The sequence below is a fragment of the Paenibacillus methanolicus genome (assembly GCF_008124765.1).
Lineage (GTDB): Bacteria > Bacillota > Bacilli > Paenibacillales > Paenibacillaceae > Paenibacillus_Z > Paenibacillus_Z methanolicus.
On record NZ_VNHS01000010.1, the window covers coordinates 68,664 to 91,072 of the forward strand.

At 57.8% G+C, this 22,409-nt stretch carries 20 protein-coding genes and 1 other RNA gene; 4 read left to right on the top strand and 17 right to left on the bottom strand.

Going from position 1 to position 22,409, the window contains the following annotated elements; translation table 11 throughout:
• Positions 1 to 35 precede the first annotated feature (35 nt).
• From BCM02_RS24550 to BCM02_RS24565, 4 genes are all read right to left on the bottom strand, one after another.
• Entirely contained in the window at positions 36 to 875 is an 840-nt protein-coding gene (locus BCM02_RS24550) for a carbohydrate ABC transporter permease (protein WP_148931775.1), read from the bottom strand.
• Between the two features lie 18 nt (positions 876 to 893).
• Positions 894 to 1,778: a carbohydrate ABC transporter permease gene (locus BCM02_RS24555; protein ID WP_148931776.1), complete on the bottom strand. Its 885-nt coding sequence runs from the start codon at positions 1,776 to 1,778 to the stop codon at positions 894 to 896.
• A gap of 116 nt (positions 1,779 to 1,894) precedes the next feature.
• Positions 1,895 to 3,304: an ABC transporter substrate-binding protein gene (locus BCM02_RS24560; RefSeq protein ID WP_246183539.1), complete on the bottom strand. Its 1,410-nt coding sequence runs from the start codon at positions 3,302 to 3,304 to the stop codon at positions 1,895 to 1,897.
• Positions 3,305 to 3,626: 322 nt separating this feature from the next.
• The gene (locus tag BCM02_RS24565) at positions 3,627 to 4,607 is read right to left on the bottom strand and encodes a glycoside hydrolase family 43 protein (protein WP_187434397.1); all 981 of its coding nucleotides are present in this window, start codon (positions 4,605 to 4,607) and stop codon (positions 3,627 to 3,629) included.
• A gap of 904 nt (positions 4,608 to 5,511) precedes the next feature.
• Between BCM02_RS24565 and BCM02_RS24570 the strand changes: the two genes are divergently transcribed.
• A complete protein-coding gene (locus BCM02_RS24570; protein WP_148931777.1) occupies positions 5,512 to 5,832 on the top strand; it encodes a hypothetical protein in 321 nt (106 codons plus the stop codon).
• Between the two features lie 464 nt (positions 5,833 to 6,296).
• Here BCM02_RS24570 and BCM02_RS24575 read toward each other — a convergent pair whose 3' ends face one another.
• The 7 genes from BCM02_RS24575 to BCM02_RS24605 all read right to left on the bottom strand — a co-directional run bounded on the left by BCM02_RS24575 (position 6,297) and on the right by BCM02_RS24605 (position 11,827).
• Complete coding sequence (locus BCM02_RS24575; protein WP_148931778.1) at positions 6,297 to 6,761, bottom strand: MarR family winged helix-turn-helix transcriptional regulator; 465 nt, start codon at positions 6,759 to 6,761, stop codon at positions 6,297 to 6,299.
• A gap of 287 nt (positions 6,762 to 7,048) precedes the next feature.
• Positions 7,049 to 7,966: an urease accessory protein UreD gene (locus tag BCM02_RS24580; RefSeq protein ID WP_246183540.1), complete on the bottom strand. Its 918-nt coding sequence runs from the start codon at positions 7,964 to 7,966 to the stop codon at positions 7,049 to 7,051.
• Positions 7,887 to 8,618 (bottom strand): urease accessory protein UreG, encoded by a 732-nt coding sequence (gene ureG, locus BCM02_RS24585; protein ID WP_148931779.1) that lies wholly within the window; start codon positions 8,616 to 8,618, stop codon positions 7,887 to 7,889. The genes BCM02_RS24580 and ureG overlap by 80 nt, the downstream gene beginning before the upstream one ends.
• 40 nt (positions 8,619 to 8,658) lie before the next feature.
• Complete coding sequence (locus BCM02_RS24590) at positions 8,659 to 9,375, bottom strand: urease accessory protein UreF (protein WP_148931780.1); 717 nt, start codon at positions 9,373 to 9,375, stop codon at positions 8,659 to 8,661.
• Between the two features lie 22 nt (positions 9,376 to 9,397).
• Positions 9,398 to 11,113: an urease subunit alpha gene (ureC, locus tag BCM02_RS24595; RefSeq protein WP_148931781.1), complete on the bottom strand. Its 1,716-nt coding sequence runs from the start codon at positions 11,111 to 11,113 to the stop codon at positions 9,398 to 9,400.
• The gene (locus BCM02_RS24600; RefSeq protein ID WP_148931782.1) at positions 11,110 to 11,478 is read right to left on the bottom strand and encodes an urease subunit beta; all 369 of its coding nucleotides are present in this window, start codon (positions 11,476 to 11,478) and stop codon (positions 11,110 to 11,112) included. Before BCM02_RS24600 ends, ureC begins: the two co-directional genes overlap by 4 nt.
• Before the next feature lie 43 nt (positions 11,479 to 11,521).
• Positions 11,522 to 11,827 (bottom strand): urease subunit gamma, encoded by a 306-nt coding sequence (locus BCM02_RS24605; protein WP_148931783.1) that lies wholly within the window; start codon positions 11,825 to 11,827, stop codon positions 11,522 to 11,524.
• A 420-nt stretch (positions 11,828 to 12,247) separates the two neighbouring features.
• Between BCM02_RS24605 and ilvD the strand changes: the two genes are divergently transcribed.
• Complete coding sequence (gene ilvD / locus BCM02_RS24610) at positions 12,248 to 13,933, top strand: dihydroxy-acid dehydratase (RefSeq protein ID WP_148931784.1); 1,686 nt, start codon at positions 12,248 to 12,250, stop codon at positions 13,931 to 13,933.
• Positions 13,934 to 14,198: 265 nt separating this feature from the next.
• Here the strand turns inward: ilvD and BCM02_RS24615 are convergent, their stop codons facing one another.
• Positions 14,199 to 15,623: a polysaccharide deacetylase family protein gene (locus tag BCM02_RS24615; protein ID WP_148931785.1), complete on the bottom strand. Its 1,425-nt coding sequence runs from the start codon at positions 15,621 to 15,623 to the stop codon at positions 14,199 to 14,201.
• A gap of 225 nt (positions 15,624 to 15,848) precedes the next feature.
• Here BCM02_RS24615 and BCM02_RS24620 point away from each other — a divergent pair, with 225 nt between their 5' ends.
• Positions 15,849 to 16,982, top strand: coding sequence for an AI-2E family transporter (locus BCM02_RS24620; RefSeq protein WP_148932061.1), 1,134 nt, complete (start codon positions 15,849 to 15,851; stop codon positions 16,980 to 16,982).
• A gap of 93 nt (positions 16,983 to 17,075) precedes the next feature.
• Here BCM02_RS24620 and BCM02_RS24625 read toward each other — a convergent pair whose 3' ends face one another.
• The 3 genes from BCM02_RS24625 to BCM02_RS24635 all read right to left on the bottom strand — a co-directional run bounded on the left by BCM02_RS24625 (position 17,076) and on the right by BCM02_RS24635 (position 20,997).
• A complete protein-coding gene (locus BCM02_RS24625) occupies positions 17,076 to 18,926 on the bottom strand; it encodes a peptidoglycan D,D-transpeptidase FtsI family protein (protein WP_246183541.1) in 1,851 nt (616 codons plus the stop codon).
• Positions 18,927 to 19,446: 520 nt separating this feature from the next.
• Positions 19,447 to 20,346, bottom strand: a complete 900-nt coding sequence (gene gltC, locus BCM02_RS24630) for a glutamate biosynthesis transcriptional regulator GltC (RefSeq protein WP_148931786.1) — start codon at positions 20,344 to 20,346, stop codon at positions 19,447 to 19,449.
• A gap of 42 nt (positions 20,347 to 20,388) precedes the next feature.
• Entirely contained in the window at positions 20,389 to 20,997 is a 609-nt protein-coding gene (locus BCM02_RS24635) for a rhomboid family intramembrane serine protease (protein WP_148931787.1), read from the bottom strand.
• 99 nt (positions 20,998 to 21,096) lie between these two features.
• Here BCM02_RS24635 and tpx point away from each other — a divergent pair, with 99 nt between their 5' ends.
• The gene (tpx, locus tag BCM02_RS24640; RefSeq protein WP_148931788.1) at positions 21,097 to 21,615 is read left to right on the top strand and encodes a thiol peroxidase; all 519 of its coding nucleotides are present in this window, start codon (positions 21,097 to 21,099) and stop codon (positions 21,613 to 21,615) included.
• A 72-nt stretch (positions 21,616 to 21,687) separates the two neighbouring features.
• Here the strand turns inward: tpx and BCM02_RS24645 are convergent, their stop codons facing one another.
• Positions 21,688 to 22,080, bottom strand: coding sequence for a DUF1499 domain-containing protein (locus BCM02_RS24645; RefSeq protein ID WP_148931789.1), 393 nt, complete (start codon positions 22,078 to 22,080; stop codon positions 21,688 to 21,690).
• Positions 22,081 to 22,175: 95 nt separating this feature from the next.
• Positions 22,176 to 22,361: non-coding RNA, 6S RNA (ssrS, locus tag BCM02_RS24650), on the bottom strand.
• Positions 22,362 to 22,409: the final 48 nt, after the last annotated feature.

The window sequence follows — 22,409 nt, forward strand, 5'->3', positions numbered from 1 at the left end:
GGAACAGCCGCACGAAGGCAGACGCTCCCCGCTTGTTACCCTTTGACGCCCGAGATCGCGACCGATTCGATGATCTGCTTCTGGAACACGATGAAGACGATCAGCATCGGCAGGAGCGCGATGACCGAAGCGGCCATGATGAGCGGGTAGTCCGTCTGGATCGCGTACATCGCGTTGAAGCTCGCGATAACCAACTGAAGCGTCTGCTTCTCCGGCGAGTTCAAGTAGATGATCGGCGCCAGGTAATCGTTCCAGATGCCCATGAACCACAGAATGAACTGCGCCGCGATCGCCGGCTTAATGAGCGGGAAGATAACCCGGCCATAGATGCCGAAGTACGAGCTGCCGTCGATTTTGGCCGCTTCGATGATCGCGTTGGGCACGCTAGACAGGTACTGGCGCAGGAAGAAGATCATCACGATGTTGCCGAACAGCCCCGGGATGATGAGCGGCTTCAGCGAGTCGGTCCAACCCAGCTCCGAAAACATGACGAACTGCGGAATCATGATGGACGGATACGGAATCATGAGCGACGAGAGCAGGATAAGGAAGATGACGTCCTTATACGGCACCTTCAGCTTCGCGAACGCAAAGGCCGCGAGCGACGAGGTGAACGTGCCCACCACCGTGACGGACACGGCGATGATGACGCTGTTCTGAATACCGGAGAGAAGCGGCCCCGCGGTCCAAATCTCCGAATATTTGCCCCAGATGAACGGGTCCGGGATCCATTTCGGCGGCAGCGCGAACACCGCCATTTTGTCTTTCACCGACGTCGAGACCATCCAGATTAACGGAGCGATCATGACAATCGCGCCGATGGCGAGGAGGACGAATATGATGCCGTCCCCGATTAGTTTGCTGCGTGTACGCATAGGTCAGTTCGCTCCTTTCTAGTCGTTTTGGTTCGATTTGTCGAGTCTGAATTGAATCAGCGTGACGATGAAGATGAACAAGCCGAGCACGACGGACATCGCGGACGCATAGCCCATTTGCAAGTTGCCGAACGCCTTCTGCCAGATGTAGAACACGACGGATGCCGAGCTGAACTCCGGACCGCCCGTGGACGTCATGATGTTGATCTCGGTGAAGATCTGCGAGCCGCCGATGATGTTCGTGACGACGAGGAAGAACGTAACCGGCTTCACCATCGGCCACGTGATGTTCCAGAACGCCTGCCAACCGTTGGCGCCGTCGAGATCGGCCGCTTCGTAGTAATCCTTCGGCACGCTCTGGATCGCCGCCAAATACAGCAGCATCGTGTAGCCGAGCCCTTTCCAGATCGCCATCAGCATAATGGCCGGTTTGACCGTATTTTTATCGGCAAGCCAGTTCGGGCCTTCGATGCCGAAGAGATCCAGGAACTGGTTTACCAAACCATAGTCGCCGTTATATGCCCATTGCCACAGAATCGAGATCGCGGCGAGCGAAGAAATGACGGGGATGTAATAAATGACGCGGAATGCAGTCGTGCCCCAGATCCCCCGGTTGAGGCCGAGCGCGAGCAGCAGCGCCAGAATAAGTCCGATCGGAATGCCGATCATCATGAAGACCGTATTGAACATCGATTTGTGGAACAACTCGTCGCTCCACAGTTCCTTATAATTATCCAGACCGATAAAATTCATCTGTCCCAAGCCGTCCATGTCGGTGAACGAGCTATAGACGGAATAGAGGGTCGGATACAAGCCGAAGATAATGAATCCAAGCACAGGCGGAAGGATAAAGAGCAGACCGTAATATTTTTCTTTGCGGTACAGATTGGACTTCGTCTCCATAAGTCACCCCTGAGTGCGGACGTACTCGGCGATGACGCGCTGCGCTTGCCTTCGAGAAAGGCGGCCGCTTGTCGTCATCGCCGGAACGTCTTGACTATTTCTTTATTTAGGTTGGATTATTGCTTGGATTTCGCTTCTTGCTCGAGTGCTTTGTCAAGCAGCTTCTGCATCTTCGGCTGTTCGGCTTTGACGTAGTCGGCCGCCGTTACTTTGCCGTCGAGAACAGGTTGGATATCAGTGAAGAACAGGTTGTACCACTCAGCGTTGTACGTGCGCTCGCCTGGCAGGGAACGGCCGTAGTCGTTGACGATATCCATGAACTCTTGCTTGTTCGCCGGCTTCGTCGCCGTGTCCGCCGCCCAAGTTGCCGCCATGTCCTTCAGGTTCGGAATTTGAACTTTCGCGTCAACCAGCATTTGCATGCCTTCTTGGGAGCCTGTCAGGTAAGCAACCAGCTCGGCCGCTTCTTGCGGGTGTTTCGTTTTGGACGATACGCCGATGCCCAGGGAACCGACCCAAGTTGCCGATTTACCTGTGGAACCAGCTGGGTAAGGGATCAGGTCATAGTCGAATGGCAGCTTCTCGTAAGTCGGCATATCCCAAGGACCTACAGGGAAGAACGCCAGCTCGCCTTTCATCCAACGTTGGTACGTGTCCAGCGTTTGCGCGTCTTCGATCGACGGCGTGATTTTGTGCACATTCTGCATGTCGGCGAAGTATTGCAGCGCTTCTACGAACTTCGGATCGTCGATCGTGACTTTAGTGCCGTCTTCGCTGAGCCAGTCCGCGCCGTTGCTCCATACGAACGACTGCAGCGACCAGTTGACGTTAAAGCCCGTGCCGTACTGGTCCGGTTTGCCGTCGCCGTTGTTGTCCTTCGTCAGCTGCTTGTTCACTTCGATGAACTCGTCCCACGTGTACGGCTTGTCTTTGTCCGGCAGCGGCACGCCCGCTTTCTCGAACATCGTTTTGTTGTAGCCGAGCGCGAATGGGCCTAGGTCTTTCGGCAAGCCGTACAGCTGGCCTTGGCCGACCACGTTGCCGTCGTAACGGTACAGGTTCACGCCTTTTTCCCAAATGTTCGCGATATCGATATTGGAGTTGCCTTCGATTTGCTCCGTGATGTCGGCCAGGACGCCGCTGTTCACGTAAGCGCGAAGGTCGCCGTAGTTAAAGTAGAAGACGTCCGGCACTTTTTTGCCCGTGATCGCCGCTTTCAGCTTCGTGGCATATTGATCGGCAGCCGTTACCGTGATTTTGACTTTCACGCCCGGGTGGTCGGCTTCGAATTTCTCGATAACCTTCGTGTAGGCTTTCTGCTCGTCCGTGCCGCCACGGAACATGAACGACAATTCTTTCGTTTCGACTTTGCCGCCGTTACCGCTGTTGCTTGCGCCAGTGTTGCCGGCGTTCGCGCCGGTTGCGCCGTTGTTACCGCTCTCATTATTGCCGCCGCAACCGCTCAGTACAAGCACGGTAGCCATCGAGAGTGCTGCTACAGACAGAAGACCTTTCTTTTTTGCCACGTTGAACCCCTCCATTATTTATATCATGATTGCTCGCGCGCCTCCGATTGGGATGTCCGCGCATTCAGTTGAAACCGTATTCATTCAGTCGTGCGGTTCGTTCGCCGGCCTTGGGCTATAAGAAAACGGGTGCTTCTTGCTCATGCACGCCATTCCTTATTTCGATCAAATTAGTTATTTTGTTAACGTCTTTGCTTTTATGTTAGTAATATTAGTATAGAGCGCTTTCAAAGTCAACATTATCTTTCAAATTTCGCCATGAACTTCTACTCACACCTTGATATTACTGAGTTTCATAAAAACATTAACTATAACTTTAAGGTTAAAGAGACGTCTTCCCGTCCGGAACCGGCCGGCCGAAGTCCGGCATGCCGCTTTCGTTCCAACCGAACAGTTGCACGCGCGTATGACGGTTCGGATCATAGAGCGGATCGCCCGTAATTTCCTTATAATTGCGCGCATGATACACGATCACGTCGCGTCCGTCCTCGGTTACGGTGAAGCTGTTGTGCCCCGGTCCGTATTGTCCGTTCGCCTCGTCCGTGCCGAATACCGGCGTCTCCGATTTGATCCACGAGGTCGGATCGAGGAGGTCCGATGTTTCCGCAGCCCAGATAATGCCCATGCAGTAATTATAATCGGTAGCGCTGGCCGAATAGGTAATGAAAATCTTACCATTACGCTTGAGCACCGCCGCTCCTTCATTAACAAGGAAGCCGATGCGCTCCCAATCGTATTCCGGCGTCGTGATCATCGCCTGACGGTCGATGTCGATCTCCCAAGGGCTCGTCATCGGCGCGATGTACAGATTGGAGTTGCCTTTAATCTCGGGATCCTTCTGCGCCCACACCAGGTAGCGTACGCCGTTATGTTCGAACGAGGTGGCATCCAGGGCGAACGATTCCCATTTCGTGCGAAGCTGGCCCTTCTCCACCCACTCGCCTTCGAGCGGGTTGGCGGAAGCGTTCTCAAGCACGAACATACGGTGATCGAACAAGCCGTCGTTGGTCTCAACCGTGCGCGCTGCCGCGAAGTAGATGTACCACTTGCCGTCCGCGAAATGAATCTCCGGCGCCCAAATATTCGCGCTCATCATGCCGGTCTCATACTTGCGCCAAGCGACGACGGGCTCCGCTTGCGGAAGTCCCGCGAGCGTCTCGGAACGTCTGACTTCGATGCGGTCGTACTCCGGCACGGAAGCCGTGAAATAATAGAAGCCGTCGGTGTGGCGGTAAATCCAAGGATCCGCGCGCTGCTCGATAAGCGGATTGGAGATTTCGCGTGCTGCCGAAATATTGGTCATGCCTGCTTTCACCTTCTCAATAAAAGTTAATATGTTGGTTAATGATTCATGTTTTTATTATATTTATAACATACAGTTAAATCAACACATTTTTTTGAGAATGTTTGCGTTTGCAAGGGGCTAAATATTGTAATACTCCGCTAGAATCGCGCTGCTTCGCGCTTTTTAACGAAATCGACGGGCGGCTAGTCCGCTCACCACCAACTATCATTCGCGATAATGTTAACCTTCCGACAACGAGCCTTAAGATAGTTTGCAAAATCATTAATGTTCCAGGCAAGTATTCGGCATGGCGACCGACGCGCATTCGAATTGCCCTCCCCCTTCCCCCTCCGCTGCAATGCTGTCAGATTAAGAAGGGCTACGCCCGTTGACCCCACTTTTGTTGCTCCCTCCTCCCACCTCCTCCGCCGAGGAGGCTCCAAAGGACTTTGCCCAAGCGTATGCTTCCGAAGTGCGTTTTCCTTTGAAAACGCTAAGGACTCCCTATTTCGTGCTGGCATGTTTGTTCGCGGTCGGCGATTGGGCTTCAGCGGGGCACGCTTTTGTCCTCACGGACAAAGCTTCAGTAGGTTTTGAAGTTCGTCCTATGACTTAAGCCTGTCAACAATAGTCCCTAGTTTGCTTCATCGGACGTTTTTCCTTAACCTGACAGCATTGCCCCCTGGATAGGTTCATCCGGGCAGGGGCATTCTCTCCGCTTGCCGCTATTGTTGATCCGCTATTGATCCGCAATCGAGCAGCGATGGAACCCAAATGGTTGCAGTGTCCAACTATTTGTTCGTGCCAATCGTTGAATTTTAGCCCTTTTAATGAACATTTTTTTGTCAACCCGTTTCTTTCCGGCGTGATTCGTGCTATCATGAAAGCGCTAACAAATTCATCGTTTAGGGGGCGCATGTTGATGAATGTAGCGAGAGAGGACCGCAACGTGTACGAGAACTTCGAGATCGATACCGACATCCTATACTTCAAGGTGAGCCGGCTGGGGCTCGTCAGTTTCCACGGACGGAACTACAATATAAAGAAAAGCGTGCCGTCCGAACAACTGAACAGTTACATTGCCAGCGGCATATTCGTCAAGGCCAACGCCAACTGCTACGTAAACGTCCGTAAAGTCATCGCGGTAGAAGACGGCATGGCGCGCTTCGACCGCAATTCGGAATCCAAGCTCGTCCCGGTTTCCAAATGGCATCAGTCCCATTTGCGAAGCCTTTTGTCTTGATCCGGCCCTCACGCGCGCAGCAACCCGCGCGTTGATCAGCCCGGACCGCGCGATGCGCGAAGCCTTGTTCCTCCGCCGCGGGGAACAAGGCTTTTTTGCGCTTTTTTCCACTCTCTCCCTCTCATAAGACCGCCCGCGCCGATTAACACTATATCCCATGCGCGTACGAAGGGAGGGTTCCACATGGCCAAGCAGCAAGGACACGGCAAGCAAAACACGACGTCCCGCGACTCCAAGTCGGGCAACAGCAAACCGAACAACAGCGACGAATAGTCATATCCACGCCGCCGAGCATGCAGTACGCGGAGCGCATTCCAATCAAGAGACAGGGACCGGCCGCGGCTTATGCCGGGCGGTCCCTCTAACGGTCGAGTAGCGAGGTTCGTTCTAACCCGGCTAGCGAGCCAAACGAGCGAAGAGCCAGATGAAGGAACGCGATCCGCGCCCCTTATCTGGCTCTTCGTTTATTCGGCCTCCTCGCGGCGTCCCGCGTTGGCCTCGTCGATATTTTGACTGATTCGGTTCAGCAGGCGCGTCAGCTCCTGGATGTCGACCGCGGACAAGCCGGAGAACATTTTGTTCGTGATCACCATGCGCTTCTCCTTCAGCGTCTTGACGATCGACCTGCCCTCTTCTGTCACGGACAGGAAGACGACGCGTCGGTCGTCCTGCGCGCGTTCCCGCTCCAAGAGCCCCAGCTCGATCAACTTGTCCGCGATGCCCGTTACCGCGCCGGGGGTGATGAACAGCTTCTCCGCCAGCACGGATGCTTTCAACGCCCCCTCTTCGGTCAACCGCACCAAGATGCGGGCTTGCATCGGATTCAGCCCGAAAGCGTTCATCCTCGTCCATTCGGCGTCCATCCGCCTGCGAAGCTGAATAAAGGCCTGATCCAGGTCCATCCATTCCTCGTGCCCATTATCGGTCATCGCGCCCTGCCCACTCCTTGCCGCACCTTCATTCTTCCCCTTAACTTTAGAGGAATGACGGGGTAAAGTAAAGCGTACAGCGAGGCCGCCGTGGTACGGTTTGGTGAACTCTCGCCTTCAGGCCAAGACGCACCCGCTTCAATCGAGCTTCTCTATTGGCCGCTGATCGCGGACTGCCCATTCGAGGGGCAGCATGGAGCAACCGTCGATTCACAACCTCGAGTTAAACCGTTATAATTTTCGATCGTCGCGGATCCGCTCTCGGAGACAGCCCGGCTTTCGATTGCCTACTTACGAAACGTCAGCGGCGCCAGCCCCGGCACCGCTTCCCGCAGCGCCCGGCGCGCTTCGCCGAGCAACTCCTCCAGCACCCAGGCCGAAGTGCCGGCAGCCAGCACCGCGAGCCCGTGCTTGTGCGTGAGCGACACGCCCGCCGTCCAGCGTTGCCCCTCCCGTACGGGCCAAGCGTCCAACGCCCCGCGAATCGTCTCCATCTGCCCCGCGCCGATCGCGTCCGAGAACGCGTATAATGTTCCCGTATGCGTCAGATCGCCGAAGCAGCCCGGCGCACCCAGCATCTGACGCGATGGGTCGATCCGCTGATTTTGCGCGAAGATGAGCTCGCCGCCCAGTCTCACCCGCATTCGATTCCGGTACAGCCGGTAATGGAACAGCTCGCCGCGAAGCGTCCGCCCCGGGCACAGCACCTCGGCGCCCATCCATAGCGCGCTCGGCGCCAGTTCTACCTCGGTCTCCATCAACAGCGACGCGTCCTTATAGAGCATCACCGGCTCCGGCATCGACTCGGCGACCGCCCCCGGCGCCAACGCGTACCGCTGCAGCAGCTCGCTGCCCAGCTCGCCGCTCGGATGCACCTTCGTGTACGACTGGTTCGTGATGTAGACGTGCGCGTTCTCCCCGATCGTCCAATCCATCTCGTACCGGTCGCCCTCGAGCAGGCCCGGCGACACGTCCATCACAATGACGGCGAGCGGCCCTCCGAGCGGGAACGACTTGGCGATTTTGATCGGCGCGTCGTGGTACTTGGCGTCCACCCTGGTGTGACCGCCATAGCTGCCGAACGATGCGCGAAGGCGCGACACGCGATGTGCCGCGCCTTCCGTATTAGGCGTGATCGTGGGGATGCGCATGGCTATGCGAGTGGCCGTGGACATGATCGTGGCTATGCGCGACGCCTTGCGCATGCGCCAGCTCGTGCGTCAGCCAAGCGACGATCCGATCGGTGCCGATGCCCCCGTGCAGGTTGGAGAACACGTACGGACGATCGCCGCGCATCCGCTTCGTATCCGCCTCCATCACTTCCAGGCTTGCGCCGACGTGCGGTGCCAGGTCGATCTTGTTGACGATGAGCAGATCGGAGCGCATAATGCCCGGGCCGCCCTTGCGCGGGATTTTCTCCCCTTGCGCCACGTCGATTATATAGATGAAGCGATCCACCAGCTCCGGGCTGAACGCCGCCGCCAGATTGTCCCCGCCGCTCTCGATGAATATCATGTCGAGTCCTTCGAACCGGCTCGTCAGCTCATCCACCGCCTCGAAATTCATCGACGCGTCTTCGCGGATCGCCGTATGCGGGCAGCCGCCCGTCTCGACACCGATGATGCGCTCCTCCGGCAGCACGCCGGTCGCGGCCAGAATGCGCGCGTCTTCCTTCGTATAGATATCATTCGTGATGACGGCCAAGTTATATTGATCCTTCAGCGCCGCCGCCAGCTTCTCGACGAGCGCGGTCTTGCCGGAGCCGACCGGCCCGCCGATCCCGATGCGGATCGGACGCTTCTCCGCGACGATCGGTTTCTCCCATTCCACATGCGTATGTCCTTGTCCTTGGCACATAACGATCCCTCCCGATTGATAATCCGAACCTATGATGAACCTATGACATGAACAACCTTGAATACAGCGTCTCGTGCCGGATCATCGCGATATCCGCGAGCGGCATGTTCGCGTACGCGTCCTCCGGCTCCATCTCCCTCGCGTCGTCCCACGCTTCGGCCGCCGCCGGCGTCAACCTGGCGATGAGCGCTTGCCCCTCCGTCTGACCGATCGCCATGAGCCGCAGCGCGCTATTGACGCACGTGACGATGCACGTATATAAGTAGCCTTCCGCCGCCCGATCCTCCGGAATGCCGAGCTCCCGGCACGCTAGACCGAAGACGAGCGGATGCGTCGCAAGCGCGCGCTTCTCGCGGACCGCTTCGGCAAGCGGACGCAGATTTAGCTGCGGGTAGATGTTCCCGAGCAGTTGCAGCAGCCTCCGCCCCATTTTCTCGATCCCAGACCGCGATTCGGCAGCCACCCGCTGCACGTGCACGAGCCGCTCGAGCGCGAACAACCGGTCCCACTCGCCCGCCGGCACATCGCGGTAGACCGCCTTGATCACCATCGCATCCGACGTCGCCCATGCTTGCCGCAGCATCGCCAGCGCGTACGCTTCGAGCTGCGCGCTCGTCGCGACCCGCCCCTCCTGCACGAGCGTCTCCAGGCCGAACGAGTGCGAGAAGCCGCCGACCGGCAGCGCCGAATCAAGCAGCTGCTGGAGCGCCAGCCACGGTACGACGCCAGCCGGCGCGCGCGTTCCCTGTTCTCTCATCCTGCCGTCACCGCCCTTCGCCCTAGAACAGAAAATAACGTTGGGCCATCGGCAGCACGTCGGCCGGTTCGCAGACGGCCGGCAAGCCGTCGACCTTCACCTCGTACGTCTCCGGGTCGACTTGGATATTCGGCGTGGCGTCGTTATGAATCATGTCCTTCTTCGTAATCGTCCGGCAGCCGCGAATCGGCTCCACCCTTTTGGCCAGGCCAAGCTTCTCCTTCACGCCGCGGTCATAGGCCGCCTGCGAGACGAACGTGATCGAGCTCGATCCGATCGCTTTGCCGAAGGCGCCGAACATCGGCCGCCCGAACACCGGCTGCGGCGTCGGGATGGACGCATTCGGATCGCCCATCTGCGCGAAAGCGATCATGCCGCCCTTGAGCACAAGCTCCGGCTTGACGCCGAAGAAGGCCGGGCTCCAGATCGCGAGGTCCGCGAATTTGCCGGGTTCGATCGAGCCGACGAGATGCGAGATGCCGTGCGTAATCGCCGGGTTGATCGTATATTTCGCGACGTATCGCTTAATGCGGAAATTGTCCGCCTCGGCGTCGTCCGTCTCGAGGGGCCCGCGTTGGCGTTTCATTTTGTCCGCGGTCTGCCACGTCCGGATGATCACCTCGCCCACCCGGCCCATCGCCTGCGAATCCGAACTCAGCATGCTGAAGACGCCCATATCGTGCAAAATGTCTTCGGCCGCGATCGTCTCCGGGCGAATGCGCGAATCCGCGAACGCCACGTCTTCCGGGATGCTGCTGTCCAGATGATGGCATACCATCAGCATATCGAGATGCTCTTCGATCGTATTAATCGTGAACGGCCGGGTCGGATTCGTCGACGACGGCAGCACGTTCAGCTCGCCCGCGGCGCGGATGATGTCCGGCGCGTGGCCGCCGCCCGCCCCTTCCGTATGGTACGTATGGATCGTGCGTTCCTTGAACGCCGCCAGCGTATCTTCGAGGAAGCCCGCTTCGTTCAGCGTATCGGTGTGGATTGCGACCTGCACGTCGTACTTGTCGGCCACGGCCAAGCACGCGTCGATCGCCGCCGGCGTCGTTCCCCAGTCTTCATGCAGCTTCAGGCCGATTGCGCCCGCTTCGATCTGTTCAATAAGCGGATCGATGAACGACGCGTTGCCTTTGCCCGTAAAGCCGATGTTCATCGGGAACGCTTCGGCCGCCTCCAGCATGCGCGCCATATGCCAAGCCCCCGGGGTAACGGTCGTCGCGTTCGTTCCCGTCGCAGGCCCCGTGCCGCCCCCGATCATGGTGGTGACTCCCGAGGAGAGCGCCGTCTCGATCTGCTGCGGACAGATGAAATGGATATGCGAGTCGACGCCGCCCGCGGTGACGATTTTGCCTTCGCCGGCGATAACCTCGGTGCTTGCGCCGGCGATCATGTTCGGCGATACGCCGTCCATGATGTCCGGGTTGCCCGATTTGCCGATGCCGACGATAACGCCGTCCTTAATCCCGATATCCGCCTTCACGATGCCCCAATGGTCGATGATGACGGCGTTCGTGATGAGCGTATCGAGCACACCCTCGTCCCGCAGCGCCCCGCTCGATTGACCCATGCCGTCGCGGATCACCTTGCCGCCGCCGAACTTACACTCGTCGCCGTAGACGGTATAGTCGCGCTCGATGCGCGCCCACAGCTCGGTATCGGCCAGCCGCACCGCGTCGCCGGTCGTTGGCCCGAACATGTTCGCATAGCTTTCGCGGCTCATTCGGTTCATGGCTGCGCCCCTTTCCATGCATCAAGACGCGCGCGGACCTCGCCTTGCATCTGCCCGCGTATCGCCTCGCCGCCGCTCAGCCCGTTCAAGCCATAAGAGCGTTTCGCCCCGCCCAGCTCGACTAGCTGCACCGGTTTCTCTTCGCCCGGCTCGAAGCGGACCGCCGTCCCCGCGGGAATGTCGAGGCGCATGCCGAACGCCGCCTCGCGGTCGAACGCCAGCCCCCGGTTCACCTCGAAGAAATGATAATGCGACCCGACCTGCACCGGACGGTCGCCCGTATTGACGACGATCAGCTGTGCCGTCTCCCGGCCCGCGTTCAACTCGATCTCTCCCGGCGCGGTTCGGTATTCTCCTGGTATCATCTAAGCTCCCATCCTTCCTGCCTTGGCAAATAAATCGCGCGCTCTAATGCGAGATCGGGTGGTGAATCGTCACCAGCTTCGTGCCATCCGGGAACGTCGCCTCGACCTGCACCTCGTGGATCATCTCGGGAATGCCGGTCATCACCTGGTCGCGTTTCAGAATCGTCGTGCCGAATGCCATCAACTGCGCCACCGTCATCCCGTCGCGCGCCCCTTCCATGATTTCGGAGGTGATAAGCGCCACGCTCTCCGGATAGTTCAGCTTCACCCCGCGCGCCAGCCGCCTGCGGGCCACATCGGCCGCCACCGTGATCAGCAGTTTCTCTTTCTCCCGTTCGGTCAGTTGCATTCGTCTCAGCTCCGTTTTGGTTGGACTCCTTAAAAAATTTATCGCGGCAGTCTGCTAAATTACGACAAAAAACCTCACATAATAATGACTCAATTTTAAAGGATGGACTAATCACGGATTATCCCAAGCAGAACCTCACCACTTTTTTCCGCTTTAGACCCATTATAGCGATGGCCCGATTGCAAGTAAATATATCTATGTTAGTTTTTGTGACATCAGAACAAGGGAGAGCGGTTGTTTTAGTCGCTGTCCGCTCCTTCGCGAGGGGGCGCTCCCAAGGGGTGCGATGTAGCCATTTGCCAAGCGTTGTGATAGACTATCAAATATTAAACTTACTTGCAGGACCGCTATTTAGGCGGGTTTGCGCCCGCAATAATTAGAAAAAACACAGTTGTCAGACAACGAACAGGAGGAACACATATGGCGGCAAAAAGAATGCGCTCCGACATGATCAAGAAAGGCTTCGACCGCGCTCCTCACCGCAGCTTGCTGCGCGCGGCGGGCGTCAAGGAAGAGGATTTCGACAAACCGTTCATCGCGGTCTGCAACTCGTACATCGACATCATCCCAGGTCATGTGCATCTGCAGGAATTCGGCAAGCTGGTTAAGGAAGCGATCCGCGAAGCGGGCGGCGTTCCGTTCGAGTTCAACACGATCGGCGTCGACGACGGCATCGCGATGGGCCACATCGGCATGCGCTACTCGCTGGCGAGCCGCGAGATCATCGCCGACTCGGTCGAGACGGTCGTCAATGCGCACTGGTTCGACGGCATGGTCTGCATCCCGAACTGCGACAAAATCACGCCGGGCATGATGATGGGCGCGCTCCGCGTCAACATCCCGACGATCATGGTATCCGGCGGCCCGATGAAAGCCGGCAAAACGTCCGACGGCCGTTCGATCTCGCTCTCCAGCGTATTCGAAGGCGTAGGCGCGTACCAAGCGGGCAAACTCGACGACAAAGGCCTGCAAGAGCTCGAGCAATTCGGCTGTCCGACTTGCGGTTCCTGCTCCGGCATGTTCACGGCCAACTCGATGAACTGTCTGGCGGAAGGCCTCGGCCTCGCGCTTCCGGGCAACGGCACGATCCTCGCGGTGTCCGAAGATCGCAAGGAGTTCGTCAAGCGCTCGGCACGCCAGCTGATGGAACTGATCAAGCTCGGCATCAAACCGCGCGACATCGTCACCAAAGAAGCGATCGACAACGCGTTCGCGCTCGACATGGCGCTCGGCGGTTCCACGAACACGGTTCTCCATACGCTCGCGCTGGCGCATGAAGCAGAGATCGAGTACCCGATCTCGCGTATTAACGAGATCGCAAGCCGCGTACCGCATTTGGCGAAAATCGCTCCTGCGTCCGACTGGCACATCGAGGACGTTCATGAAGCCGGCGGCGTCAGCGCCGTCATCAACGAGCTGTTCAAGAAGGAAGGCGCGCTGAACGGCGACGTCATCACCGTTACCGGCAAGACGCTGCGCGAGAACGTGGCCGGCTGCGAAATCCTCAACCATGAGGTTATCCGTCCGATCGACAATCCGCATTCCCAGCAGGGCGGTCTGGCCGTCTTGTTCGGCAACATGGCTCCGGAAGGCGCAATCATCAAAGTCGGCGCGGTGGACAAGTCCGTCGGCGGCTACCACAAAGGTCCCGCGATCTGCTTCGACTCCCAGGAAGCGGCTCTGCAAGGCATCGCGAACGGCCTGATCAAAGAAGGGCACGTCGTCATTATCCGTTACGAAGGTCCGAAGGGCGGACCGGGCATGCCGGAGATGCTCGCTCCGACGTCCCAGATCGTCGGCATGGGTCTTGGCGCGAAGGTCGGCCTGATCACCGACGGCCGGTTCTCGGGCGCATCCCGCGGCATCAGCATCGGCCACGTCTCGCCTGAGGCGGCCGAGGGCGGACCGCTCGCCTTCGTGAACGACGGCGACATCGTCGAACTCGACATGAACAACCGCACGATGAACGTGCTTATCAGCGACGAAGAGATGGCGACCCGCCGCGCGGCATGGACCGGCTTCGAGCCGAAGATCCGCAAAGGCTACCTGGCCCGCTACTCCCACCTCGTCACGAACGCCAGCATGGGCGGCGTCATGAAAATCTAATCGCCTTTCGCATCTAGCGAAAAGGACCTCGGCTGCCACGTCATCGTGGCCGCCGAGGTCCTTTTCGCTAGGCATCCATCTATTCACGCGCAAACGTAAACCAGCATCCGCATTCGACGATGCTTCATTCGATCGTGCACGAAAGCGCATGGGGCTGCCGGCAGAGGAAGCGCCGACGTCCATGTCGCGTTCAAGTCGAATTCCGACCGATGCCTCTTTTGCTTTTGCGCGAGACACAGTGCGAACGCCGCAAAAAAAATGCCGCCTAGGGCGTGACGCCCCCGGCAGCATTGTGTCCTTCGAAATCGTTATGAGATAATGGCGTTGTTCGTGCTTGCGGGTTCGCGTCTTTCTCTTCCAGTCCTGCCGCGGCGCTCTGCCAAGCTTGCTCGGACGGGTCGCCGCCATAGCGCTGCCAGAAGGTTTCCATCGACATCGCCATTTTGCGCGGCTTGAGTTTCTCCTTATGTTCCTTGAGCCGAGATTTTCCCGCCGGGTTCAGCACCCGCAGCATCAGTCGCAAGTAAATCCTTGTCATCCGGTCGAACCAGCCCTTCGGCAAATCGCTGACCGTGAAGCCGAACTTCTCGACCCCTCGGTGGATCATGCTGATCCCGTAGATGGCCCGCACGTCTTGGTACTCCTTGCGTCCGGCAATCTGGGCGGCAATTCGAGGCAGCGTGCTCTCTACTTCCCGAATCATGCGAATAGCCAGATGCATCAGCGATCTGGATTCCATCATAAAGCGGTGCAGCTTGCCGTTATCCAAGTGCAGCTCGATCACTTTATCCTTATCATGCAAATCGCGGCCATCGCCCAGCTTCATCGTCTGGCCATGGTATTCGGTTACCCGGATATGGAAAATGCCGTCGTTGCCGATCGATTCCAGCCGAAAGACTAGGTGGAATAACTTCTCCCAGGCCAGCCAAACCGCGACCGCGCCTCGCTTCAACAGCCCCGGCAAACCTTTGGCCGCCTCTTTATGCTTATCCGTAATCGCGATCAACTCCGTAATATGCACGAAGCGGTAGCCGCGCTTCGTCCCTTCTTCCATGTAATGCTCCAGCGCCTTCAGCATGTTCGCGGGCGCATCGATATCCGCTCCCCACGTGGCGCCGCAGTCGTGCAGCAGCAGCACTTGGCCGGGCTTCAACTTCTTCATCATCCGGGCCGTCAGCCGCGGGGCGCCTACTCGCTTGCGCCAGTCGCTGAATAGCGACGACCAGAGAATGATTTGCAAGTAGCCGAGATTGGAGAAGTCGAACAGGTTGACGATCCCCCAAGGCGGGCGGTAGTAATGAACGCGTTCGCCGGTCGCCCCTTTAATGATGTCGTACGTCTTCTGAATCTGTTTCTTCACCGTTGCCGGGCGCATGAGCCAGTTGCTCTTGTGCACGTAGTTATGGATGCCGATGACATGCCCTTCCTCGTGCATTCGTTTCAGCAGCTCCGGATGTCGCTCCGCGTGGACGCCGACGACGAAGAACGTCGCCTTTGCGTTGTATTTCTTGAGCAAATCCAGCAGCTGCGGCGTGTATACCGGATCCGGACCATCATCGAACGTAAGTGAAATTTCGCTCTCCGCACGTCCCTTCTTGAAGACGCGAAATCCGAACGTTCGGCTGACAATCCCGGGCAGAAAGGCGTAAAAAGTCAAAAAATAAAAGCCCCATAACAATATATTCTCCATGTCCGTTCCCCACCATCCTAGTCTCGATCCCCGTCCGTGTGGAAGGCGGTGCTCCTGTTAGTCCTTCACTATTGTAACATACACGCGGCGAAAACGGCTATGGTTGCGAATCCCTTGCGAGGCGGCGCTGCCTGATTTTCGTGAGGCGAAATCCATTAGGAAATGCTGTAAATCTATAGTACAATCTTGATATTACTAAGAGCATACGAGAAAAGGAGTCAGATGATGCTTTCCTTCTACCGAAAATATTGGCGGACCGCGTTCGATATCGCGCTCATCGTGCTCACCGTCTGGTTGATCTTGTTCACGTTCAGCTACATCTACCGGATCGCCACGCCGATTTTCCTCTCGTTCATCATTTTCATGATTATCGAACCTCCAGCCAGATGGCTGACTCGGCTCGGACTTAAGAAGTCGATCGCCGCGGGCATCTCCGTGCTGCTGTTCACGATCGTCATCGTCGGCGCCTTCCTCGGCGCGTCGGTCATCATCGCGAACCAAGTGCGCAACTTGGGCGATAATCTAGGCGCTTATCAACAATTGCTCACGACCGAATTTACGAGCAATACCTCTTACTTGAAGCAAAAGTACGAAGGCCTCAATTTGCCGGATAACGTCATTACCGGTATTACCGAAGCGCTCGATTCGGTGACGAAGTGGGGAACCACCGTCGCGAAGAACTTCCTGTTTTCCCTCGGCGGGTATTTGACCTCCTTCTCCACCTTTATTTTTAATTTCGCGATCGGGATTATACTGGCGTATTTCCTAAGCGTGGAGATTAAAGATTGGAAACGCACCGCGAGCGAGAAGACGCCGCGCACGTTCAAGAACGCGTTCTTCTTCCTGAAGGACAACGTGTTTCGCGGCATCGGGATCTATCTGAAAGCCCAAATGAAGCTGATCTCCATTACGTTCGTCGTCATCTTCGCCGCCCTGCTGGCGCTCGGCGTGAACAACGCGCTAGCGATCTCGGCGCTTGCGGCCGTGTTCGACGTCCTGCCGCTGCTCGGCGTCGGCACCGTGTTCGTGCCATGGATCATCTACCTGTTCATCGTCGGCAACACGACGTTGGCGATCTGGCTGACGGTACTGTTCCTGTTCGTCGTGCTAACGAGACAAATTCTCGAGCCGAAGATTACGGGCGACACGCTCGGCGTATCGGCCTTCACGATGCTGGCCTTTATGATCGTCTCGTTGTCGCTGTTCGGCATCGCCGGGGCGATTCTCTCCCCGATTCTGATGATTCTGATCAAAGCGCTGTACGATCAGCGTTACTTCCACCGCTGGATCCGGGCGCCCAAGGGCGAATACGGGCCGGCCGCAGCGGAATCAAGCCCCGTCGAAGGGGATCCCTCTTAACGTTGAAAAGGCCGGATACGGGATGCGCAAACCCGTTCCAGCCTTTTTTTGCGTCGTTCGATACGATCGTGCAAGTACCAGCTCCTTCAGTTGTCAGTCAATCGGGCTTTTGGCCTCCGCCTCCGAGGCCAGAATATCCATCACGCCGCGGAACAGCGCCGTCGCTTGGTTGGCCGTATTCGGCAACCGGTTCTCGGCCAACACGGCGACGGCGTAACGCGGCGAATCAACAGGGCCATAACCGGCGAACCATTGGTTGTTGCGGGGCTTCCCCGCCTTCTCCGTCTCCGCCGTGCCCGATTTGCCCGCTACTCGCCACTTGCCGGCCTGGATCGATTTCCCCGTTCCGGCCTCAACGACTGCCTTCATCCCATCCAGCAGCGTTCGCGCCGTCTTCCGCGACACTTGGCCGTATGCCGACGGCGAAGCCTGCACCGGCAGTTCGGTAACCAGCTGACCGTTGGCGTACCGGATCTCGTGCACGATTCTCGGCTGCAGCACCCGTCCGTGGTTAAGCAAGGTGACGATCATGTTCGCCGCCTGCAGGGGCGACAATCTCACATCTCGCTGGCCGATGCCGGTTTGCGCCAGCACGCCGCCGTCTCGCGCTGCCTCCCCTTGGGCGAATACGGCGCCGCCTTCCTCCTCCGGCAGCAGCCGCACGGCACGTCCGAGCGGCAGCAGATCCTCCCCGCTCACCCAGCCGACTCGGCGGCCGATTCCGAGCTTGTCCGCCGTAACGGCGAGCTGTTCCGGCTGCAACCGCTCGGCAATCGACGCGAACGCAATATTGCAGGAATTCGCGAAGGCGCCCATCAAATCCAGCGTCCCGTGCCCGCTCTTCTTCCAACAATGCAGGCCGTATTTGGCATAAGTACCGTCGCAGTCGAACGTCTCGCCCGCGCGAACGGCGCGCGATTCGAGCGCCGCCGCTTCGGTGACGATCTTGAACACCGAGCCCGGCACCGCCGCGCGGATCGCATGGTTGGCCGGATCGGAGCCGGCTTGTCCGAGATGCTGCGGGTCCAACTTCGGGCGGGAAGCCATCGCAATGACGTCTCCGTTCTTCGCGTCGAGCACGACGACCGCTCCTTCCTTCAGACCGCTTCGTTCGAGATAGTCTTCTATGCGCCGCTCGATGTTCCGATCCAACGTCGTGACGACGCGAAGCGGATAGTACGGATTGCGCGATCCCCTCAGCCGCATATCCAGGCCCGGCAGAGGCTGCGACTTCGCATCCGTATAGAACGAGACGCCGGTCGGCCCCGCGCCCCGCAGCAGCGGATCGAGCGCGCGCTCCAGTCCCGCGCCGCCAAGCAGCGTCGTCTCGCGGATGCTGCCATCCGCCAGCGCCGCCCCGTAATGCGAGCGGATATATTCCGGATGCTGGCTGACATAGCCTAACGCCTGCGCCGCCAAGTAATGATGCGGGTATCGGTTGTGGTAAGGCAGCACCCGGACTCCGTTCAGCCTTAAGCTTGCCAGCAAGGCCGCTTGTTCGGCCGTCAGCGGAGTCGGTGCCTGTCCGCCTGGCGCGGTCCAGAAGGCCGGCTCGCGCAGCCCGTTCATCCAACGGGACAACTCGACCTCGGATACGCCGAGCGCCCCGGCCAGCCGGATTAGCGCATGATACCGGGCGGCGGCATCCGTCTGCCGCGCCTCTTCCTTCATCGGGAACACGGCTAGCGCTTGATAGGACTCTCCGGTCAGCGCCGCCCCGTTCCGATCGTAGAAGTCCCCGCGGCCCGAATCCAATACGAGCGAGCGCTCCCGCTGCATGACCGCCTCGTTGCGCCAATCCTCCCGCAACCCGGCCGCCAGGCGAGACGGCGCGATCTGCAGCCAAGCCAGACGGACCAGCAGAACGGCAAGCAAACCGCTCATGCCCAGCAGGATAAAGAAGATGCGTCCATTGCGTTGTCCGCGAAGCCCATTCCCTTTCATGCGATTCCCTCCGGGAGCTTGTGTGAAGCCGTTTGCTTCCCATTATCTCCTGAGGGTACCTCCCCCAAACCCCCTCCGCCGAGGTGGCCCCAAAGGGCTTTGCCCTCTGGACTCCCTTTTTCGTGCTAACACGTTAAGTTGGTGGATGGCGGGCGCTTTCGTGCTTGGCACGCTTTTGCCCTGATGGGCAAAGCTTAAGGCGCTACTCCCTCCTCCGGCGTTTCTTTCTCCTCCCACCTTCTCCGCAGAGGAGGCTCCAAGCATATGCTTCCGATGAGCGCTTTCCATTGGAAACCGCTCAGGCTCTGCCCTCTGGACTCCCTCTTCGTGCTAGTACGATAGGTCGTGGGCGGCAGATGCTTTCGTGCTTGGCACGCATTTGTCCTCGCGGACAAAGCTTACGGTTCTACTCACGTCCTTCCTGCCTCTGCCCGTAACTTCCTGTGATGTCCGGCCTTCACATGCTGACGACAACGCAAAAACGGCCGGATTCCTCCGGCCGTTCACTGGCGAATGCGTATTATTTGTTCATTTTGCAACCGAAATAGTCGAGCAGGAACCGTTGGAACACCGTCGCCACGAGCGGCAGCTTCTCGTTCGAACGGTAGATGAGCCCGATCGTGCGGGTGACGCGCGGCGACTGCACGCGTACCTTCGCCGGCTGCAGCGGCCCGCTTGCGTAGAGCGCCATCTCCGGCAGCAAACTGACGCCCATCCCGGCCGCCACCAGCCCGCGAATCGTATCGGTTTCCTCGCCTTCGAACCCGATGTTCGGCGTGAAGCCGGCCGCCAGGCAGGCATCCCAGACGATCGGGCGCAGCGAGTAGCCGGGGCTGAACAGCACGAACGTCTCGTCCTTCAGCTGGGCCAGGTCGATGACCGCCTCGCCCGCCAGCGGATGGTTCGGCGGCATGATCGCGTACAGCTCCTCGGTCAGCACCGTCTGTCCGCTCACGTGCTCGTGCGATTCCGGGCAAGGCGAGACGAATGCGAGGTCTACCTCGCCTTTCATGACGTCGCGAATAAGGGACGGGTACATGCCTTGCTTGAAGCGGAATTTGACGTTCGGGTGCTTCTTGCGGAACGCCGCCACCACCTCCGGGATCAGCGAGATGCCAAGGCTGTGCGGGAAGCCGAGCCGAATTTCTCCGCGTTCCGGGTCGAGAAATTCATGGACGTCCATTACCGCGCGCTCCAGGTCGGCCAAGATTACCTCCGCCCGCTTTAGGAATAGCTGACCGACCGGCGTCAGCTGCAAATTCCGCCCCTTTTGCAAGAACAGCTTCGCGCCAAGCTCTTCCTCCAGCTGGTGGATTTGACGGCTGACCGCCGACTGCGCCACATGCAGCTCCTCCGCCGCCTGCGTCACATGCTCCTTCCTTGCCACCTTTACGAAATAATATAACTGCCGAAGCTCCATGAAGTCCCCTCTTCCCCTCGCGCTGACAAATGCATTCCGCCGTTATTTTCGCGTGTTTAATACCTTATCGTACAAAAATCCGAAGCCGAAGCCGGCGATCGCTCCACCCAAATGCGCCCATACATTCGTGTTTGGCGACAGCAGCGAAGCAATAATGCCAAAGATCAGGATCGTATAGACGGTCCTGCGCGACCCTTCGTCCATGGCCTTCTTAAACAGAGCCAGATACAAATAAATGCCATATACGCCATAGATCGCCCCGGACGCGCCGAGAGACGATATGGTATCGGTCTCCAGCAGCGCCGTACATGCATTGCCCATGATGCCGGCGAACAGGTAAAAGAACGCGTAATTGAACTTCCCGAGTATTCGCTCAAGCGGAGGGGCAAAGACGAGAATCGCGAAACAGTTGAACAGCAGATGATCGAATCCGCCGTGCAAAAAAATCGAAGTGACATAGCGCCATGGCTCGTCAAAGCTGAAATAGTCCGTATACGGATCAACGAGCAAAACGCCGTTCCGAATGAAGTAATGATCTCCGCCCAGCCAGAAATCATAGACAAACAAAGCGATATTGATCGCAAGGATCGCAACGGTTATCGGGTAGAGTTTCAAATACGAGCGAAATCCTTCATATCTCAAAAAAATCATCACATGCACTCCTTTGGCAGGTATTGGACAAGCTCAAATCAATATGCTTATAATTAACAGGGTACCGACCATCCATTAAAAGGAGGCTATTGAATCCCAATGGCACAAGAACGTACAGGCGTTGCGACGCTGAAAGGCAATCCGATCACGCTGATCGGCCCCGAGCTGAAGAAAGGCGACCAAGCGCCGAACTTCACGCTGAACAAATCCCTCGTGGAGACGGTCTCGCTCTCCGACTACGCGGGCAAAATCAAGCTCGTGAGCGTCGTACCTTCGATCGATACCGGCGTTTGCGACGCGCAAACGCGCCGCTTCAACGAAGAAGCCGGCAAACTCGGCGACAACGTCGTCGTGCTGACGGTCAGCGTGGACCTGCCAATGGCGCAAGCTCGCTGGTGCGGCGCGGCAGGCATCGACAAAGTGACCCTGCTCTCCGATTACAAGGACAACAGCTTCGGCGAAGCTTACGGCGTGCTGATCCAAGAACTCCGCCTGGACATGCGGTCCATCTTCGTCATCGACGGCAACGACACGATCCAATACGTCGAAGTGTTGAGCGAAATGACCGAGCATCCGAATTACGAGCAAGCGATCGAAGCCGTTAAAGCTCTCGTATAACCTACATACGAACCTATACGCGAATCGTGGCAAAGAAAAAGCGAGTGAGGGCTTTCCCTCCTCGCTTTTTTGTTACGCGCCGGAAGTTTTGTAGGCGCTTAATTTCTTGTCCAGCGTGCGATAGATATCCAGTATAATGCGGTAATTAGAGCCCAAATCGCCGAAAGAGCCGCGAGAAGCCGAGTAAATATCGACGGCCGACGTTACCGGATTAACGGCAATGACAGAGACCGTAATATCCATCGTGCGGCCGGTCACGGTCCGTTTCTCCAATACGATCTCGCCGACGGATTGAACCTCGTGCAGCACTTTGTAGCCTTGCATCTTCTTCAGGGTTGAGACAACCTCTTCCCAAGCCTTATCCTTCGAGAGTTTGTAATAATGGGATTTCAGTAACGGATCTTTTGCCTTATCGCCAGTCAATTCGTGACTGCGCAGCAACCCCATTAGGGTGCGCTTCAACAAAGACGATCTCCCCCTCCGACTCTATGTACGCTACATGTTATGATAGCACATATAAACGCATAAAAAAAAGGGGTTGCCCCCTTCTTGCTTGAAAGATGGAACCCGCTCAAGCCGTCCGACTTGCTTGTTTCTGAACCCGCTCTCGCAGGTGGGTGTCCGCAGAACCGGTTTTGAGATCCCTTCCGTAAAGGGCGTGTCAGCCTCGATCCGATGTAGGACTCCCGTGAAACAGCCATTGGTTCAAAACAATTTAAAGTCGTAACGAGCAAAAGCAGGATGTATTGCTATTATAGCCGTATGCGGAGCAAAAGTAAACGTGGCCGCCGAGC

Bases quoted from the DNA above. Each gene is read 5' to 3' on its own strand.
- ureG (WP_148931779.1), bottom strand. From the start codon at position 8,618: ATGTGCCAAGGACAAGGACATACGCATGTGGAATGGGAGAAACCGATC.
- BCM02_RS24635 (WP_148931787.1), bottom strand. From the start codon at position 20,997: ATGATTTTTTTGAGATATGAAGGATTTCGCTCGTATTTGAAACTCTAC.
- BCM02_RS24575 (WP_148931778.1), bottom strand. From the start codon at position 6,761: ATGACCGATAATGGGCACGAGGAATGGATGGACCTGGATCAGGCCTTT.
- BCM02_RS24605 (WP_148931783.1), bottom strand. From the start codon at position 11,827: ATGCAACTGACCGAACGGGAGAAAGAGAAACTGCTGATCACGGTGGCG.
- BCM02_RS24570 (WP_148931777.1), top strand. From the start codon at position 5,512: ATGAATGTAGCGAGAGAGGACCGCAACGTGTACGAGAACTTCGAGATC.
- BCM02_RS24555 (WP_148931776.1), bottom strand. From the start codon at position 1,778: ATGGAGACGAAGTCCAATCTGTACCGCAAAGAAAAATATTACGGTCTG.
- ilvD (WP_148931784.1), top strand. From the start codon at position 12,248: ATGGCGGCAAAAAGAATGCGCTCCGACATGATCAAGAAAGGCTTCGAC.
- gltC (WP_148931786.1), bottom strand. From the start codon at position 20,346: ATGGAGCTTCGGCAGTTATATTATTTCGTAAAGGTGGCAAGGAAGGAG.
- BCM02_RS24565 (WP_187434397.1), bottom strand. From the start codon at position 4,607: ATGACCAATATTTCGGCAGCACGCGAAATCTCCAATCCGCTTATCGAG.
- BCM02_RS24590 (WP_148931780.1), bottom strand. From the start codon at position 9,375: ATGAGAGAACAGGGAACGCGCGCGCCGGCTGGCGTCGTACCGTGGCTG.
- tpx (WP_148931788.1), top strand. From the start codon at position 21,097: ATGGCACAAGAACGTACAGGCGTTGCGACGCTGAAAGGCAATCCGATC.
- BCM02_RS24615 (WP_148931785.1), bottom strand. From the start codon at position 15,623: ATGGAGAATATATTGTTATGGGGCTTTTATTTTTTGACTTTTTACGCC.
- BCM02_RS24580 (WP_246183540.1), bottom strand. From the start codon at position 7,966: ATGCGCAAGGCGTCGCGCATAGCCACGATCATGTCCACGGCCACTCGC.
- BCM02_RS24625 (WP_246183541.1), bottom strand. From the start codon at position 18,926: ATGAAAGGGAATGGGCTTCGCGGACAACGCAATGGACGCATCTTCTTT.
- ureC (WP_148931781.1), bottom strand. From the start codon at position 11,113: ATGAACCGAATGAGCCGCGAAAGCTATGCGAACATGTTCGGGCCAACG.
- BCM02_RS24550 (WP_148931775.1), bottom strand. From the start codon at position 875: ATGCGTACACGCAGCAAACTAATCGGGGACGGCATCATATTCGTCCTC.
- BCM02_RS24600 (WP_148931782.1), bottom strand. From the start codon at position 11,478: ATGATACCAGGAGAATACCGAACCGCGCCGGGAGAGATCGAGTTGAAC.
- BCM02_RS24620 (WP_148932061.1), top strand. From the start codon at position 15,849: ATGCTTTCCTTCTACCGAAAATATTGGCGGACCGCGTTCGATATCGCG.